Source organism: Phyllobacterium sp. UNC302MFCol5.2, assembly GCF_000686005.1.
In the GTDB taxonomy this organism is placed as follows: domain Bacteria; phylum Pseudomonadota; class Alphaproteobacteria; order Rhizobiales; family Rhizobiaceae; genus Phyllobacterium; species Phyllobacterium pellucidum.
This window is the reverse complement of record NZ_JMLL01000005.1, coordinates 1-16,722: the sequence shown is the minus strand read 5'-3', so window position 1 is coordinate 16,722 and position 16,722 is coordinate 1. Positions and strand designations below refer to the sequence as shown.

General features: G+C 58.0%; 13 protein-coding genes, 1 tRNA gene and 1 pseudogene. 14 read left to right on the top strand and 1 reads right to left on the bottom strand.

The genetic code is table 11. The annotated features are described in order from the left end of the window. From BR48_RS25695 to rpoC, 10 genes and pseudogenes are all read left to right on the top strand, one after another. Positions 1-92: pseudogene (locus tag BR48_RS25695) on the top strand (elongation factor Tu); the annotation flags it as partial. Between the two features lie 309 nt (positions 93-401). Beyond that, positions 402-477: transfer RNA gene (locus BR48_RS0101655), tRNA-Trp, on the top strand. Between the two features lie 227 nt (positions 478-704). Continuing rightward, positions 705-905: a preprotein translocase subunit SecE gene (secE, locus tag BR48_RS0101650; protein WP_027229727.1), complete on the top strand. Its 201-nt coding sequence runs from the start codon at positions 705-707 to the stop codon at positions 903-905. Positions 906-941: 36 nt separating this feature from the next. Next, the gene (gene nusG, locus BR48_RS0101645; protein WP_027229726.1) at positions 942-1,472 is read left to right on the top strand and encodes a transcription termination/antitermination protein NusG; all 531 of its coding nucleotides are present in this window, start codon (positions 942-944) and stop codon (positions 1,470-1,472) included. A gap of 137 nt (positions 1,473-1,609) precedes the next feature. Beyond that, positions 1,610-2,038 carry a 50S ribosomal protein L11 gene (gene rplK, locus BR48_RS0101640; RefSeq protein WP_027229725.1) on the top strand — a complete coding sequence of 143 codons (429 nt, stop codon included), beginning with the start codon at positions 1,610-1,612 and terminating at the stop codon, positions 2,036-2,038. 4 nt (positions 2,039-2,042) lie between these two features. Further along, a complete protein-coding gene (gene rplA / locus BR48_RS0101635) occupies positions 2,043-2,741 on the top strand; it encodes a 50S ribosomal protein L1 (RefSeq protein ID WP_027229724.1) in 699 nt (232 codons plus the stop codon). A 342-nt stretch (positions 2,742-3,083) separates the two neighbouring features. After that, a complete protein-coding gene (gene rplJ, locus BR48_RS0101630) occupies positions 3,084-3,602 on the top strand; it encodes a 50S ribosomal protein L10 (RefSeq protein ID WP_027229723.1) in 519 nt (172 codons plus the stop codon). Between the two features lie 46 nt (positions 3,603-3,648). After that, positions 3,649-4,026, top strand: a complete 378-nt coding sequence (rplL, locus tag BR48_RS0101625) for a 50S ribosomal protein L7/L12 (RefSeq protein WP_027229722.1) — start codon at positions 3,649-3,651, stop codon at positions 4,024-4,026. 212 nt (positions 4,027-4,238) lie between these two features. After that, positions 4,239-8,375 carry a DNA-directed RNA polymerase subunit beta gene (rpoB, locus tag BR48_RS0101620; RefSeq protein ID WP_027229721.1) on the top strand — a complete coding sequence of 1,379 codons (4,137 nt, stop codon included), beginning with the start codon at positions 4,239-4,241 and terminating at the stop codon, positions 8,373-8,375. Between the two features lie 141 nt (positions 8,376-8,516). Beyond that, positions 8,517-12,728 carry a DNA-directed RNA polymerase subunit beta' gene (gene rpoC / locus BR48_RS0101615; RefSeq protein ID WP_027229720.1) on the top strand — a complete coding sequence of 1,404 codons (4,212 nt, stop codon included), beginning with the start codon at positions 8,517-8,519 and terminating at the stop codon, positions 12,726-12,728. Between the two features lie 78 nt (positions 12,729-12,806). Here rpoC and BR48_RS0101610 read toward each other — a convergent pair whose 3' ends face one another. Then, positions 12,807-13,082, bottom strand: a complete 276-nt coding sequence (locus tag BR48_RS0101610; RefSeq protein ID WP_027229719.1) for a hypothetical protein — start codon at positions 13,080-13,082, stop codon at positions 12,807-12,809. A gap of 461 nt (positions 13,083-13,543) precedes the next feature. Here BR48_RS0101610 and rpsL point away from each other — a divergent pair, with 461 nt between their 5' ends. From rpsL to BR48_RS26065, 4 genes are all read left to right on the top strand, one after another. Continuing rightward, positions 13,544-13,915 carry a 30S ribosomal protein S12 gene (rpsL, locus tag BR48_RS0101605; RefSeq protein WP_027229718.1) on the top strand — a complete coding sequence of 124 codons (372 nt, stop codon included), beginning with the start codon at positions 13,544-13,546 and terminating at the stop codon, positions 13,913-13,915. 58 nt (positions 13,916-13,973) lie between these two features. Next, positions 13,974-14,444, top strand: a complete 471-nt coding sequence (gene rpsG / locus BR48_RS0101600; protein WP_027229717.1) for a 30S ribosomal protein S7 — start codon at positions 13,974-13,976, stop codon at positions 14,442-14,444. Between the two features lie 33 nt (positions 14,445-14,477). Then, positions 14,478-16,565, top strand: coding sequence for an elongation factor G (gene fusA / locus BR48_RS0101595; protein WP_027229716.1), 2,088 nt, complete (start codon positions 14,478-14,480; stop codon positions 16,563-16,565). A 62-nt stretch (positions 16,566-16,627) separates the two neighbouring features. Beyond that, on the top strand, positions 16,628-16,722 hold a 95-nt coding region (locus tag BR48_RS26065), incomplete at its 3' end, for a GTP-binding protein (RefSeq protein WP_018010120.1).

The following is a 16,722-nucleotide window of genomic DNA, read 5'->3' as shown; positions in this document are numbered from 1 at the left end:
TGCCGATCGCCATGGAAGAGAAGCTCCGCTTCGCTATCCGTGAAGGCGGCCGCACCGTTGGTGCCGGCATCGTCTCGTCGATCATTGAGTAAAATCGTCTTCTGACGATTGCATTCGGGAAGGGCGGTCCTTGGGGCCGCCCTTTCTGCATTTGAGCGCTGGGCGGATCTTCCGCACGCGATTCGACTCCGACGTATAGGGCTTGAACTTACGGAACCCCGTCGCCATTTGATAACTCGCCCAAGCAACTGATTCATCAATTCGCAGACCCGTAGCGGGGTTTGAGGCTTTTCAGGTGTTGCAAGAACTTCATTGGCAAACGAATTTTGCCGCAACTCACTGGAAGTCGTAATATTGCCCTTGAAATGGCGGCGGCTTTATGGAATGTACGCCGCCAATGCAGGGGAGTAGCTCAGTTGGTAGAGCGGCGGTCTCCAAAACCGTAGGTCGCAGGTTCGAACCCTGTCTCCCCTGCCAACGCATAATCTGCCGGGACACGATTGGATGGTGCCGCCGACAGATGTTTGGAAAAGAAGCGATCCGGGGACTTGCGTTTTTCCGGAATCGGTTCTATGTAACGTCAACAGACACGCGGTGCGTGGAGCTGAACGGTCAGCTTTACGGACCGCAATGGTGTGGACAGATGGTGTTGCGACAAGTTCAACACAGCATGTTTACAGCACAATGACACGCACGAGCGGTAAATGGCATCCAAAACGAATCCGATAACTTTTTTTCAGCAAGTGCGCGCTGAAACCGCAAAGGTCACATGGCCTTCGCGGCGCGAGACGCTCATTTCCACCGCTATGGTGATGGTAATGGCGGCTTTTGCTGCGGTCTTTTTTTTCGCGGCCGATCAGTTGATGGCATTCGGGATCGATCTCGTTCTCGGTCTTGGCCGTTAACGCAGGCTGAACAAAAATCGGGATTGGGAATAAGTAATGACCGCGCGCTGGTACATCGTTCACGCCTATTCGAATTTTGAAAAGAAGGTCGCTGAGTCGATCGAAGAAAAGGCGAGGCAGAAGGGTCTGTCGCATCTTTTCGAGAAGATCCTCGTGCCGACCGAGAAAGTGGTCGAGGTGCGTCGTGGCCGCAAGGTCGACGCCGAGCGCAAGTTCTTCCCGGGCTATGTCCTGGTTCGTGCCGATCTGACGGATGATGCTTATCATCTGATCAAGAACACGCCGAAGGTGACCGGGTTCCTCGGTTCCGACAACAAGCCGATCGCGATCTCCGACAAGGAAGCCGAGCGCATCCTGACCCAGGTCCAGGAAGGCGTTGAGCGTCCGAAGGCTTCGATCTCGTTCGAGATCGGCGAAAGCGTTCGCGTTGCCGATGGTCCGTTCGCTTCGTTCAACGGTACCGTGCAGGAAGTCGACGAAGAGCGTTCGCGCCTCAAGGTGGAAGTTTCGATTTTCGGCCGCGCTACGCCGGTCGACCTCGAATTTGGTCAGGTCGAGAAGGTCTGATCATTGCGGCTCTAGGGTCGCGTGCCGTGCAAGCGGCGAACATGGTGGGAGGTGAGGCGATCTGAAGCCGGATCCCCGACCCGCACCACCAAACTGCAACCGCCGGTTTTCCGGCATAATGAAAAGGCAGAGAAGTTATGGCTAAGAAAGTAGCAGGCCAGCTCAAGCTGCAGGTTTCGGCAGGATCGGCAACGCCGTCCCCGCCGATCGGACCGGCACTTGGTCAGCGCGGCATCAACATCATGGAATTCTGCAAGGCGTTCAACGCGCAGACGCAGGAACTGGAAAAGGGTTCGCCCATTCCGGTCGTCATTACCTATTATCAGGACAAATCCTTCACTTTTGTGATGAAGACGCCGCCGGTGTCTTACTTCCTGAAGAAGGCCGCAAACCTGAAGTCGGGCTCCAAGGAGCCAGGCAAGACGGTTGCCGGCAAGATCTCGCGCGACAAGGTCCGTGAAATCGCCGAAGCGAAGATGAAGGACCTGAACGCAGCGGACGTCGAAGCCGCAATGCGCATGGTCGAAGGTTCTGCCCGTTCGATGGGCCTGGAAGTGGTGGGCTAAGACGATGGCAAAACTTGCAAAGCGTGTAGCGAAGGTTCGCGAAGGCGTTGACCGCAACAAGCTCTATGACCTGACCTCGGCGATTGCCATGGTCAAGGAGCGTGCCGTTGCCAAGTTCGACGAAACGATCGAAGTCGCAATGAATCTCGGCGTTGATCCCCGACATGCCGACCAGATGGTTCGCGGCGTCGTCAACCTGCCGAATGGCACGGGCCGTACGGTTCGCGTGGCTGTTTTCGCCCGCGGCGAGAAGGCCGAAGAGGCCAAGAAGGCTGGGGCCGACATCGTTGGCGCCGAAGACCTGTTCGAGATCGTCAATGGCGGCAAGATCGATTTCGATCGCTGCATTGCGACCCCGGACATGATGCCGCTCGTCGGCCGTCTCGGTAAGGTTCTCGGCCCGCGCGGCATGATGCCAAACCCGAAGGTCGGTACGGTTACGGCTGACGTCACCGCTGCCGTCAAGGCTTCCAAGGGCGGCGCCGTAGAGTTCCGCGTCGAGAAGGCCGGTATCGTTCATGCGGGCGTTGGCAAGGCTTCGTTCGATGCCAAGGCGCTCGAAGAGAACATCAAGGCGTTCGCCGATGCCGTCACCAAGGCAAAGCCGGCTGGCGCCAAGGGTGAATACGTCAAGCGCGTCGCGATTTCGTCGACGATGGGCGCTGGCGTTAAGATCGATCCCGCAACGGTTCGCGTCGCGTAACCATTGCATCAATTCTCAAGCCCAAGTGTTTGAGATGAAAAGAATTCCAGGCCCTTTGGGGCCTGGATAACCGGATGAAAGTCCGGTTATCCTGTCCGAGATTGCGGGTGGTTCGCCTTAATTCGTATGAACCCGCATGAGACGTGGAACAACCAGGTTTGAGGGCGAAAGCCCGAGAACAAGGTTCGAACCGTAGTTGCCTTTCGCTATTGCCGGTTTCGGCAAGCAAGGGGGACAGGATCCTCAGGTGTTGCGTGGATCCAGTTTTCTAACTGGCCCCTTGCAGCAAAAGGCAACCCGGCAGGGACGCAATCAAGCGTTTCTGCCAAATGGAGAGAGACAGTGGAAAAAGCGGAAAAGCGCGAATTCGTCGCGTGGCTGAACGGGGTCTTCAAGGACTCTGGCTCAGTTGTCGTGGCCCACTATACCGGTCTCACCGTAGCGCAGCTGGGCGATCTTCGCTCCAAGATGCGTGATGCGGGTGGCACCGTTAAAGTCGCGAAGAACCGCCTCGCCAAAATCGCTCTTCAGGGTACGGATTCGGAAGGCATCGCTGACCTGTTCACAGGCCAGACACTCGTTGCCTATTCCAACGATCCGATTACGGCACCAAAGATCGCCATCGAATTTGCCAAGGGTAACGAAAAGCTCGTCATCCTCGGTGGCTCGATGGGAGCAACGACTCTCGACCCGGAAGGTGTAAAGGCTCTGGCCGCACTTCCGTCACTCGACGAGTTGCGTGCAAAGCTGGTTGGCATGATCCAGACCCCGGCCACGCGCATTGCTCAGATCGTCAACGCACCGGCAGGTCAGCTTGCCCGCGTTTTCGGCGCCTATGCCCGGAAGGACGAAGCGGCATAAGGCCGTTCTCGCTGTCAATTATCGAACCTTGTAAAGGAATATCACAATGACTGATCTCGCAAAGATCGTAGAAGACCTGTCCAACCTGACCGTTCTCGAAGCTGCTGAACTTTCGAAGCTTCTTGAAGAGAAGTGGGGCGTTTCCGCTGCTGCTCCGGTTGCTGTTGCTGCTGCCGCTGGCGGCGGTGCAGCTGCTGCCGCAGTTGAGGAAAAGACTGAATTCGACGTCGTTCTGACCGAAGCCGGCGCTAACAAGATCAACGTGATCAAGGAAGTCCGCGCAATCACCGGTCTCGGCCTCAAGGAAGCCAAGGACCTCGTTGAAGCAGCTCCGAAGCCGGTCAAGGAAGCCGCGACCAAGGACGAAGCTGACAAGATCAAGGCACAGCTCGAAGCTGCTGGCGCCAAGGTCGAACTCAAGTAAGTCTTGCGTTTTGGGCGGGCAGGGCAACCTGCCCGCCACTCCCGCGCTGCGGGTGATGCAGAATTCCCCTCCACGTTGGAGGGTCCGGTACTGAACCCTTTTCCTGACGGCAAGATTGATGCTTTCAGGAAACGGGTTTTGTCCCGTTCACGGGGCCGCAAATGCGGTTTTAAGAAACAGGCCAGTTTCTGGCATAAAGACGAGGAGCGACGATGGCTCAGACCCATTCTTTCAATGGTCGTAGGCGCGTACGCAAGTTTTTCGGTAAGATTCCGGAAGTCGCAGAGATGCCGAACCTCATTGAGGTTCAAAAAGCTTCCTACGATCAGTTTCTGATGGTGGAAGAGCCCAAGGGCGGGCGACTGGATGAAGGTCTGCAGGCTGTCTTCAAGTCTGTATTTCCGATTTCGGATTTCTCGGGCGCTTCCATGCTCGAATTCGTCAAGTACGAATTCGAAGCTCCCAAGTTCGACGTGGATGAATGCCGGCAGCGCGATCTGACCTATGCAGCGCCGCTGAAGGTGACGCTGCGCCTCATCGTGTTCGATATCGACGAGGATACCGGCGCGAAGTCGATCAAGGACATCAAGGAACAGGACGTCTACATGGGCGATATGCCGCTCATGACGGACAACGGCACGTTCATTGTGAACGGCACCGAGCGCGTTATCGTATCGCAGATGCACCGTTCGCCTGGCGTGTTCTTCGATCACGACAAGGGCAAGACGCATTCGTCGGGCAAGCTTCTTTTCGCTGCCCGCGTCATTCCATACCGCGGTTCCTGGCTCGACATCGAGTTCGATGCCAAGGACGTCGTCTATGCGCGTATCGATCGCCGCCGCAAGATTCCGGTGACGTCGCTGCTCATGGCGCTTGGCATGGACTCGGAAGAGATTCTGTCGACCTTCTACAACTCCATCACGTTCAGCCGTGACGGGGAAGGCTGGCGCATTCCTTATTCGGTCGACCGCTTCAAGGGCTTTAAGGCCACCTCCGACGTGATCGACGCCGACACCGGCGAAGTCGTGCTCGAATCCGGCAAGAAGCTGACCGCACGCAGTGCCAAGCAGCTTGCTGAAAAGGGCCTGAAGTTCATCAAGGCCACCGAGGACGACCTGTTCGGCTCGTACCTTGCCGAGGACATCGTCAACTTCGAGACCGGTGAGGTTTACCTCGAAGCCGGCGACGAACTTGACGAGAAGACCCTCAAGGTTCTGCTCGATACCGGCACGGAAGAAATCAACGTTCTTGATATCGACCATGTCAATATCGGACCGTATATCCGCAACACGCTGGCCGTGGACAAGAACGAAAGCCGCCAGGATGCGCTATTCGACATCTACCGCGTGATGCGTCCGGGTGAGCCGCCAACGATCGACTCGGCGGAAGCCATGTTCAAGTCGCTGTTCTTCGACAGCGAGCGCTATGATCTGTCGGCAGTCGGCCGCGTGAAGATGAACATGCGCCTCGACCTCAATGCAGAAGACACTGTTCGTGTTCTGCGCAAGGAAGACATCCTTGCCGTGGTCAAGATGCTTGTCGACCTGCGCGATGGCCGTGGTGAAATCGACGACATCGACAATCTCGGCAACCGCCGCGTCCGTTCGGTCGGCGAATTGATGGAGAATCAGTACCGTGTTGGCTTGCTTCGCATGGAGCGCGCCATCAAGGAACGCATGTCCTCGATCGAAATCGACACCGTAATGCCGCAGGATCTGATCAACGCGAAGCCGGCTGCCGCAGCCGTTCGCGAGTTCTTCGGTTCCTCGCAGCTGTCGCAGTTTATGGACCAGACCAACCCCTTGTCCGAGATCACGCACAAGCGTCGTCTTTCGGCACTTGGACCGGGCGGTCTGACCCGCGAGCGCGCCGGCTTCGAAGTTCGCGACGTTCATCCGACGCATTACGGCCGTATCTGCCCGATCGAAACGCCGGAAGGCCCGAATATCGGTCTGATCAACTCGCTCGCAACCTTCGCCCGCGTCAACAAGTACGGCTTCATCGAGAGCCCGTACCGCAAGATCGTTGACGGCAAGGTCACGGACGAAGTCGTCTATCTGTCGGCCATGGAAGAAGCCAAGTATCACGTGGCGCAGGCCAATGTGGAACTGGACGCCACCGGCGGGTTTACCGACGAATTCGTCGTCTGCCGCCATGCCGGTGAAGTTCTGATGGCGCCGCGTGAAAACGTGGACCTGATGGACGTTTCGCCCAAGCAGCTCGTTTCGGTCGCCGCGGCGCTCATTCCGTTCCTCGAGAACGATGACGCCAACCGCGCCCTGATGGGTTCGAACATGCAGCGTCAGGCCGTTCCTCTGGTTCGCGCCGAGGCTCCGTTCGTCGGCACCGGCATGGAACCGATCGTTGCGCGCGACTCAGGCGCCGCTATCGGTGCACGCCGTACGGGTATCGTTGACCAGGTAGATGCGACCCGTATCGTTATTCGTGCGACGGAAGATCTCGTGCCCGGCAAGTCGGGCGTCGATATCTATCGCCTGATGAAGTTCCAGCGCTCGAACCAGAACACCTGTATCAACCAGCGTCCGCTGGTGCGTGTGGGTGACCGGATCGAGAAGGGCGACATCATCGCTGACGGTCCTTCGACCGATCTTGGCGATCTGGCGCTCGGCCGCAACGTGCTCGTCGCGTTCATGCCCTGGAACGGCTACAACTATGAAGACTCGATCCTGCTTTCCGAGAAGATCGTTTCGGACGACGTCTTCACCTCGATCCATATCGAGGAGTTCGAAGTCATGGCCCGCGACACGAAGCTCGGACCTGAGGAAATCACACGCGACATTCCGAACGTTTCGGAAGAAGCGCTGAAGAACCTCGACGAAGCCGGCATCGTCTATATCGGCGCCGAAGTTCAGCCGGGCGATATTCTCGTCGGCAAGATCACGCCGAAGGGCGAAAGCCCGATGACGCCGGAAGAAAAGCTTCTGCGCGCCATCTTCGGTGAAAAGGCGTCGGACGTCCGCGATACCTCGATGCGCATGCCGCCCGGGACCTATGGTACCGTTGTGGAAGTTCGCGTCTTCAATCGCCACGGCGTTGAGAAGGACGAACGCGCCATGGCAATCGAGCGCGAGGAAATCGAGCGTCTCGCCAAGGACCGTGACGACGAGCAGGCGATTCTCGACCGCAACGTCTATGGCCGCCTGGTCGACGTTCTCAACGGCAAGGTAGCCGTTGCCGGACCGAAGGCGTTCAAGAAGGGCACGACCGTTACCCAGGCAGTCATGGGTGAATACCCGCGCTCCCAGTGGTGGCAGTTTGCCGTCGAGGACGAGAAGGTACAGGGCGAAATCGAAGCTCTGCGCAACCAGTACGACGATTCCAAGAAGCTGCTCGAGCAGCGCTTCATGGACAAGGTCGAGAAGGTCCAGCGCGGCGACGAGATGCCTCCTGGCGTCATGAAGATGGTCAAGGTCTTCGTTGCTGTGAAGCGCAAGATCCAGCCAGGCGACAAGATGGCCGGCCGTCACGGCAACAAGGGCGTTGTTTCGCGTATCGCCGCTGTTGAGGATATGCCGTTCCTTGAAGACGGAACGCATGTCGACATCGTGCTCAATCCGCTTGGCGTGCCAAGCCGCATGAATGTCGGTCAGATCCTCGAGACGCATCTCGGCTGGGCCTGCGCCGGCATGGGCAAGAAGATCGGCGAGCTGATCGAAGCCTATAAGGCACAGGGCGACATTGCGCCGCTCCGGACCACGATCGAATCGATCATTCCGGACAACGACCGCAATGAGCCGGTTCGCAACTATGACGACGAGAGCATCGTTCGTCTCGGCGAGCAGATGAAGCGCGGCGTATCGATTGCAACGCCGGTCTTCGACGGTGCGCATGAACCGGACATCAACGTGATGCTGGAACAGGCGGGCCTGAAGTCCTCGGGTCAGTCGACGCTCTATGACGGACGTACGGGTGAAACGTTCGATCGCCAGGTTACAGTCGGCTACATCTATATGCTGAAGCTGCACCACTTGGTCGACGACAAGATCCACGCCCGTTCGATCGGACCTTACTCGCTCGTCACGCAGCAGCCGCTGGGTGGCAAGGCGCAGTTCGGTGGCCAGCGCTTCGGTGAAATGGAGGTCTGGGCCCTTGAAGCATACGGTGCGGCATACACGCTGCAGGAAATGCTGACGGTCAAGTCCGACGACGTCGCCGGTCGTACCAAGGTCTACGAGGCGATCGTCCGTGGCGACGATACGTTCGAGGCCGGCATTCCGGAGAGCTTCAACGTTCTCGTCAAGGAAATGCGTTCGCTCGGACTGAATGTCGAACTGGACGATACGCGACAGCAGGAACAACAGCAGGCGCTTCCAGACGCTGCTGAATAAGAAGGGAAGGGTGCGCAGTTTCGCTGCGCACCCGACCAGTATGTTCGAGCCGCTGCAGAAGCGGCATTTGATCCAGATGGACCCGCGGCGGCGGCTATCCATCGCAAGTAGAGGGCAGGCTTTGCCCCATGGAGAAACGGCATGAACCAAGAGGTCATGAATCTTTTCAATCCTCAGGTGCCTGTGCAGGCATTCGATTCCATCCGGATATCGATCGCCAGCCCTGAGAAGATTCTGTCCTGGTCATACGGTGAGATCAAGAAGCCGGAGACGATCAACTACCGCACCTTCAAGCCGGAGCGGGATGGTCTCTTCTGCGCGCGGATCTTCGGGCCGATCAAGGACTATGAATGCTTGTGCGGCAAGTACAAGCGTATGAAATACAAGGGCATCATCTGCGAAAAGTGCGGCGTCGAAGTCACGCTGTCGCGCGTTCGCCGTGAGCGCATGGGCCATATCGAACTCGCGGCTCCGGTTGCGCATATCTGGTTCCTGAAGTCGCTTCCAAGCCGTATCGGCACGCTGCTCGACATGACCCTCAAGGGCATCGAGCGCGTTCTCTATTTCGAGAACTACATCGTGACCGAGCCGGGCCTGACAGCTCTTAAGGAACACCAGCTTCTTTCTGAAGAAGAGTACATGATCGCCGTCGACGAATATGGTGAGGACGCTTTCACGGCGCTCATCGGCGCCGAAGCCATTCATGAACTTCTGGCTTCGATGGATCTCGAAAAGATCGCCGGCGACCTGCGGGCGGAACTTGCCGAGACGACCTCGGATCTGAAGCAGAAGAAGCTGATGAAGCGTCTGAAGATCGTCGAGAACTTCCTGGAATCGGGCAACCGTCCGGAATGGATGATCATGAAGATCGTTCCGGTCATTCCGCCGGATCTGCGCCCGCTCGTGCCGCTCGATGGCGGCCGTTTCGCGACGTCCGATCTCAACGATCTTTATCGCCGCGTCATCAACCGTAACAACCGCCTGAAGCGCCTGATCGAACTGCGCGCGCCCGGCATCATCATCCGCAACGAGAAGCGCATGCTTCAGGAGTCGGTTGATGCTCTGTTCGACAACGGCCGTCGCGGCCGCGTCATCACCGGCGCCAACAAGCGCCCGCTGAAGTCGCTGTCCGACATGCTCAAGGGCAAGCAGGGCCGCTTCCGTCAGAACCTGCTCGGCAAGCGCGTCGACTATTCCGGCCGTTCGGTTATCGTGACCGGTCCGGAGTTGAAGCTCCACCAGTGCGGCCTGCCAAAGAAGATGGCGCTCGAACTGTTCAAGCCGTTCATCTACGCCCGTCTCGACGCCAAGGGTTACTCCTCGACCGTCAAGCAGGCGAAGAAGCTGGTTGAAAAGGAAAAGCCGGAAGTCTGGGATATTCTCGACGAGGTCATCCGCGAGCACCCGGTTCTCCTGAACCGCGCGCCGACGCTGCACCGTCTTGGCATCCAGGCCTTCGAGCCCACCCTGATCGAAGGCAAGGCCATCCAGCTGCATCCGCTCGTCTGTACCGCTTTCAACGCGGACTTCGACGGCGACCAGATGGCTGTTCACGTGCCGCTTTCGCTGGAAGCCCAGCTCGAAGCCCGCGTCCTGATGATGTCCACGAACAACATCCTGCATCCCGCCAACGGTCTGCCGGTTATCGTTCCGTCGCAGGACATGGTTCTCGGTCTCTATTACCTGTCGATCGTCGCGGCCAAGGAGCCGGGCGAGGGCATGGCGTTCGCCGATATGGGCGAGCTTCACCACGCCATCGGCAGCGGTGCGGTTACCCTGCACACCAAGATCAAGGGCCGCTTCAAGAGCATCGATGCGGACGGCAAGCCGACCTCGAAGATCTATGAGACCACGCCTGGCCGCATGATCATCGGCGAACTGCTGCCGAAACACCACAATGTGCCTTTCGACATCTGCAACCAGGAAATGACCAAGAAGAACATCTCCAAGATGATCGACACGGTTTATCGCCATTGCGGTCAGAAAGAGACGGTCATTTTCTGCGATCGCATCATGCAGCTCGGCTTCGCCCATGCCTGCCGCGCCGGTATTTCCTTCGGCAAGGACGACATGGTCATTCCGGAAACCAAGGCGAAGCTCGTTGCCGAGACCGAAGCTCTGGCGACGGAATACGAGCAGCAGTACAATGACGGCCTGATCACTCAGGGCGAGAAGTACAACAAGGTTGTCGACGCTTGGGGCAAGTGCACCGAGAAGGTCGCCGACGAGATGATGGCACGCATCAAGGCCGTCGAGTTCGATCCTGTTACTGGCCGCCAGAAGCAGATGAACTCGATCTACATGATGTCGCACTCGGGTGCTCGTGGTTCGCCGAACCAGATGCGTCAGCTTGGCGGCATGCGCGGCCTGATGGCCAAGCCCTCGGGCGAGATCATCGAGACGCCGATCATTTCGAACTTCAAGGAAGGTCTGACCGTTAACGAGTACTTCAACTCGACCCACGGTGCCCGTAAGGGTCTCGCCGACACCGCCTTGAAGACGGCCAACTCCGGTTACCTTACACGCCGTCTTGTTGACGTCGCGCAGGATTGCATCGTCATCTCGACCGATTGCGGTACGACCACCGGTCTTACCATGCAGCCGATCGTCGATGCCGGTCAGGTCGTCGCGACCCTCGGCCAGCGTGTCCTCGGCCGTACGGCGCTCGAAGATATCGTGCATCCGGTCTCCAGCGATGTTCTCGTCGCCGGCGGCAAGATCATCGACGAGTTCGATGTCGATGCGATCGAAAAGGCTGGCGTTCAGTCGATTCGTATCCGTTCGGCACTGACTTGCGAGACGCGCGGCGGTATCTGCGCCAAGTGCTATGGCCGCGATCTGGCCCGTGGTACGCCGGTCAACCAGGGTGAAGCTGTCGGCGTTATCGCCGCGCAGTCGATCGGTGAGCCGGGCACGCAGCTGACGATGCGTACGTTCCACCTTGGTGGTACGGCACAGGTTGTCGATCAGTCGTTCCTCGAAGCAAGCTACGAGGGTACGGTCCAGATCCGCAACCGCAACGTAGTGCGCAACTCGGACGGCCATCTGGTCGTCATGGGCCGCAACATGGCTGTCGTCATTCTCGATGCCAACGGCAAGGAACGCGCCACGCACCGCGTCACCTACGGTTCGCGCATCTATGTCGATGATGGTGACAACGTGAAGCGCGGCCAGCGCATTGCCGAGTGGGATCCATATACCCGTCCGGTCATGACGGAAGTCGAAGGTCATGTCGAATTCGAAGACATGGTCGACGGTCTTTCGGTCGCAGAAACGACGGACGAGTCGACGGGCATCACCAAGCGCGTCGTCATCGACTGGCGTTCGACCCCGCGCGGTTCCGATCTGAAGCCTGCCATCGTCGTCAAGGACAAGGCCGGCAAGGTGATGAAACTGGCAAAGGGCGGCGATGCACGCTTCCAGTTGTCGGTCGAGTCGATCCTTTCGGTCGAGCCGGGTTCGCATGTGAAGGCGGGTGACGTTCTTGCCCGTATTCCGATGGAAAGCGCCAAGACCAAGGACATCACCGGTGGTCTGCCGCGCGTTGCGGAACTGTTCGAGGCACGTCGTCCGAAGGACCATGCGATCATCGCTGAGATCGATGGTACGGTTCGTTTCGGCCGTGACTACAAGAACAAGCGTCGCATCGTCATCGAACCGAACGACGAGACGCTCGAGCCTGTCGAGTATCTGATCCCCAAGGGCAAGCCGTTCCATCTTCAGGACGGTGACGCCATCGAAAAGGGCGATTACATCCTCGACGGCAATCCGGCGCCGCACGACATCCTGGCCATCAAGGGCGTGGAAGCACTTGCTTCCTACCTCGTCAACGAAATCCAGGAAGTCTACCGGTTGCAGGGCGTTCTGATCAACGACAAGCACATCGAAGTGATTGTCCGTCAGATGCTGCAGAAGGTCGAGATCACCGAATCCGGCGATACCGGCTTTATCCCCGGCGATCATGTCGATCGTATCGAGCTCGACGAGATCAACGAGCGTCTTGAGGAAGACGGCAAGAAGCCGGGCTACGGTGTTCCGGTTCTTCTCGGCATCACCAAGGCCTCGCTGCAGACCCCGTCGTTCATCTCGGCGGCATCCTTCCAGGAAACGACCCGCGTCCTCACCGAAGCGGCCGTTGCCGGCAAGATGGATGCTCTGCAGGGCCTGAAGGAAAACGTCATCGTTGGACGTCTGATCCCGGCAGGTACCGGCGGTACGGTCAAGCAGATCCGCCGCATTGCCGTGGCTCGCGACGAGCTTATCATCGACGAGCGCCGCAAGGAGTCCGGGGCAACGGCTGCCAAGGCAAGCCCGATGCTCGCGGACATGACGGACCAGTCCGCCGCCGAATAAGGCTGGTTGAACCAAATGAAGAGGCCGCCGCGAGTTGATCGCGGCGGCCTTGTCTATTCGAGCACGTTGATCGGGTTGCTATTCGTTGAACTCGATGAGCGCCGCCTGGCCAGCAAGCGCATTCTGCCAGGCAGAGCGGTGCGGTTCCTCATCCGGCTCTTCGGTGATCGTGCCGATTTCGAGAAGTTCGGCTTCATCATAGCCTTCGTTGGCGAGAATCTGCAGAGCGATGTTCACCAGATTTTCTGTGTCGTCGGTGATGAGCAGCAGATGGACCTGCCTCGGGTCCTCGTCCTTCTCCTTCCAGACGTCGGCGACGATGAGATTGACCGGTTTTGGTGAGTCTTCAGCCATTCGATGATTCCCTTGGCAAATAATGCTGATGATGGATTTGAACGTTTCCTAGCACGAACGGTTGCGACGTCGTCGTGGAATACGTGAAATTTTGCTTGAAATAACGCCTGTTCGGCGAAACTATCTTTCAATGGGCCGGTGCTGCGCCGCTAAAGCGCGCAAACCTTAATAAATCTTGGCGTTCAGGCTTGACTGTAACGCAATGACCAAGTATCAGCACGCCATCTGAGCCGATGTGAGATTGGCTTTTTCGGAGCGACTCGCTCTGGAGTTCATCTCAAACAGGGTTCGTTTTACGATCGATATGCAATTGCCGCTCGCACGAGGCCTTATGGTCTCCTCTGCTTTTATTCGGGCAAGCCACCAACCGGTGGTTCTGTTGCCCGAATTCGTGCATGAGCATGGCGCTGAAACGGCCCTGACGGGCGAAGATACGAGATTTGTGAAAGAGGGAAGGTTGAATGCCTACCGTAAACCAGCTGATCCGCAAGCCGCGCGTTGCGCCGGTAAAGCGCAATAAAGTCCCTGCTCTGCAGGAAAACCCGCAGAAGCGCGGCGTTTGCACTCGCGTCTACACGACGACCCCGAAGAAGCCGAACTCGGCTCTGCGTAAGGTCGCCAAGGTGCGTCTGACGAACGGGTTTGAAGTTATCGGATATATTCCGGGTGAGGGGCATAACCTTCAGGAACACTCCGTCGTGATGATCCGCGGCGGTCGTGTAAAGGACTTGCCGGGTGTTCGTTACCACATCATCCGTGGTGTTCTGGATACCCAGGGCGTTAAGAACCGCAAGCAGCGCCGTTCGAAGTACGGTGCGAAGCGTCCGAAGTAAGATTTACCCGGGCTCAAGCCATGTGTGGCGAGCCTGACGAAGCGAAGAGACAGAGAATATGTCCAGACGCCATAGTGCAGAAAAGCGTGAGATCAACCCGGATCCGAAGTTCGGTGATCTCGTTCTGACCAAGTTCATGAATGCAGTCATGCTTCATGGCAAGAAGTCCGTTGCGGAGCGCATCGTTTACGGTGCGCTTGAGTCCGTCGAAACCAAGAGCAAGCAGGAGCCGGTTGCCCTGTTCCATCAGGCTCTCGACAATGTTGCGCCGCACGTCGAAGTGCGCTCGCGCCGCGTTGGTGGTGCAACGTACCAGGTTCCGGTCGACGTTCGTCCCGAGCGCCGTCAGGCTCTTGCCATCCGTTGGCTCATCAATGCAGCCCGTGGCCGCAACGAGTCGACCATGGTCGATCGCCTGTCCGGTGAATTGCTGGATGCTGCAAACAACCGCGGCTCGGCTGTGAAGAAGCGTGAAGACACGCATCGCATGGCAGAAGCCAACCGCGCATTCTCGCATTACCGCTGGTAATCGTCGAAACCCTATTCTTGAAGGCAACCTATCATGGCCCGCGAATATAAAATCGAAGACTACCGTAATTTCGGTATCATGGCGCACATCGACGCCGGCAAGACCACGACCACCGAGCGTATCCTTTACTACACCGGTAAGTCGCACAAGATCGGTGAAGTCCACGATGGCGCCGCAACCATGGACTGGATGGAGCAGGAGCAGGAGCGTGGCATCACGATCACCTCTGCCGCGACCACCACGTTCTGGAAGGGCCGTGACGGCAAGATGCGCCGTTTCAACATCATCGACACGCCTGGCCACGTCGACTTCACGATTGAAGTCGAACGCTCGCTGCGCGTTCTCGACGGTGCGATTGCTCTCCTCGACGCCAATGCCGGTGTCGAGCCGCAGACTGAAACCGTCTGGCGTCAGGCTGAGAAGTATCATGTCCCGCGCATGATCTTCGTCAACAAGATGGACAAGACCGGCGCCGATTTCTATCGCTGCGTCGACATGGTCAAGAGCCGTCTTGGCGCGAAGGCGCTCGTCATGCAGCTGCCGATCGGTGCCGAGAACGAGTTCAAGGGCGTTATCGACCTCATCGAGATGAAGGCTCTTGTCTGGCGCGACGAACAGCTCGGCGCCCAGTGGGACGTCGTCGAGATTCCGGCCGACCTTAAGGACAAGGCTGAAGAATTCCGTGAGAAGCTCATCGAGACCGCTGTTGAGGTCGAGGAAGCTGCCATGGAAGCCTATCTCGAAGGCAACATGCCTGACAATGACAAGCTGCGCGCGCTCATCCGCGTCGGCACCTGCCGCGTCGAATTCCACCCGGTATTCTGCGGCTCGGCGTTCAAGAACAAGGGCGTTCAGCCGCTGCTCGATGGTGTCGTAGAATTCTTGCCTTCGCCGGTCGACGTTCCTGCGATCAAGGGTATCGATCCCAAGACCGATGCGGAAACCGTTCGCAAGTCTTCTGACGAAGAGCCGCTTTCGATGCTCGCATTCAAGATCATGAACGACCCGTTCGTCGGCTCGCTCACGTTCTGCCGCATCTACTCGGGCAAGCTTACCAAGGGTATCTCGCTCGACAACACGGTGAAGCTCAAGCGTGAACGCATCGGCCGCATGCTGCAGATGCACTCCAATTCGCGTGAAGACATCGAAGAAGCATTTGCCGGCGACATCGTTGCCCTGGCGGGCCTCAAGGAAACGACGACGGGCGACACGCTCTGCGATCCGCTGAAGCCGGTCATTCTGGAACGCATGGTGTTTCCGGAACCGGTTATCTCGATCGCGATCGAGCCGAAGACCAAGGCCGACCAGGAAAAGATGGGCCTCGCGCTTAATCGCCTTGCTGCTGAAGATCCTTCATTCCGCGTCAAGTCGGACGAAGAATCCGGCCAGACGATCATCTCCGGCATGGGCGAGCTTCATCTCGACATTCTCGTTGACCGCATGCGTCGCGAGTTCAAGGTCGAGGCAAATGTCGGCAATCCGCAGGTCGCCTATCGTGAATCGATCACCCGCAAGGCTGAAATCGACTACACGCACAAGAAGCAGTCCGGTGGTTCGGGTCAGTTCGCCCGCATCAAGGTCGTCTTCGAGCCGCATGACGGCGACGAGTTCATCTTCGAATCGAAGATCGTCGGCGGTGCGATCCCGAAGGAATACATCCCTGGTGTTGAAAAGGGTATCCTGAGCGTTATGGGTGCGGGTCCGCTCGCAGGCTTCCCGATGCTCGGCGTGAAAGCCACGCTGATCGACGGTGCCTACCATGATGTGGACTCCTCGGTTCTCGCCTTCGAAATCGCAGCCCGTGCTGCATTCCGCGAAGGTGCGCAGAAGGCCGGTGCCCAGCTGCTCGAACCGATCATGAAGGTCGAGGTCGTAACTCCTGAAGATTACGTCGGTGACGTGATTGGCGATCTGAACTCACGTCGTGGTCAGATTTCGGGTACGGAAGCTCGTGGTATCGCGACCGTCGTCAATGCAAACGTGCCGCTGGCCAACATGTTTGGCTATGTGAGCAACCTGCGTTCGATGAGCCAGGGTCGTGCGCAGTACACGATGCAGTTCGATCACTACGAGCCTGTTCCGACGGCAGTCGCGCAGGAAATCCAGAAGAAGTTTGCGTAACCATAAGGTTGCGCGTGACAGTTGAGAAGCCTGAGCAGGCGAACATATAACGGAGAGCTCAGATGGCTAAGAGCAAGTTTGAACGTAACAAGCCGCACGTCAACATTGGCACGATTGGTCACGTTGACCATGGCAAGACGTCGTTGACGGCAGCGAT

What these genes read in the sequence shown, in the direction of transcription:
- secE (WP_027229727.1), top strand. Translation starts at nt 705, where the DNA reads ATGGCATCCAAAACGAATCCGATAACTTTTTTTCAGCAAGTGCGCGCT.
- nusG (WP_027229726.1), top strand. Translation starts at nt 942, where the DNA reads ATGACCGCGCGCTGGTACATCGTTCACGCCTATTCGAATTTTGAAAAG.
- rplK (WP_027229725.1), top strand. Translation starts at nt 1,610, where the DNA reads ATGGCTAAGAAAGTAGCAGGCCAGCTCAAGCTGCAGGTTTCGGCAGGA.
- rplA (WP_027229724.1), top strand. Translation starts at nt 2,043, where the DNA reads ATGGCAAAACTTGCAAAGCGTGTAGCGAAGGTTCGCGAAGGCGTTGAC.
- rplL (WP_027229722.1), top strand. Translation starts at nt 3,649, where the DNA reads ATGACTGATCTCGCAAAGATCGTAGAAGACCTGTCCAACCTGACCGTT.
- rpoB (WP_027229721.1), top strand. Translation starts at nt 4,239, where the DNA reads ATGGCTCAGACCCATTCTTTCAATGGTCGTAGGCGCGTACGCAAGTTT.
- rpoC (WP_027229720.1), top strand. Translation starts at nt 8,517, where the DNA reads ATGAACCAAGAGGTCATGAATCTTTTCAATCCTCAGGTGCCTGTGCAG.
- BR48_RS0101610 (WP_027229719.1), bottom strand. Translation starts at nt 13,082, where the DNA reads ATGGCTGAAGACTCACCAAAACCGGTCAATCTCATCGTCGCCGACGTC.
- rpsL (WP_027229718.1), top strand. Translation starts at nt 13,544, where the DNA reads ATGCCTACCGTAAACCAGCTGATCCGCAAGCCGCGCGTTGCGCCGGTA.
- rpsG (WP_027229717.1), top strand. Translation starts at nt 13,974, where the DNA reads ATGTCCAGACGCCATAGTGCAGAAAAGCGTGAGATCAACCCGGATCCG.
- fusA (WP_027229716.1), top strand. Translation starts at nt 14,478, where the DNA reads ATGGCCCGCGAATATAAAATCGAAGACTACCGTAATTTCGGTATCATG.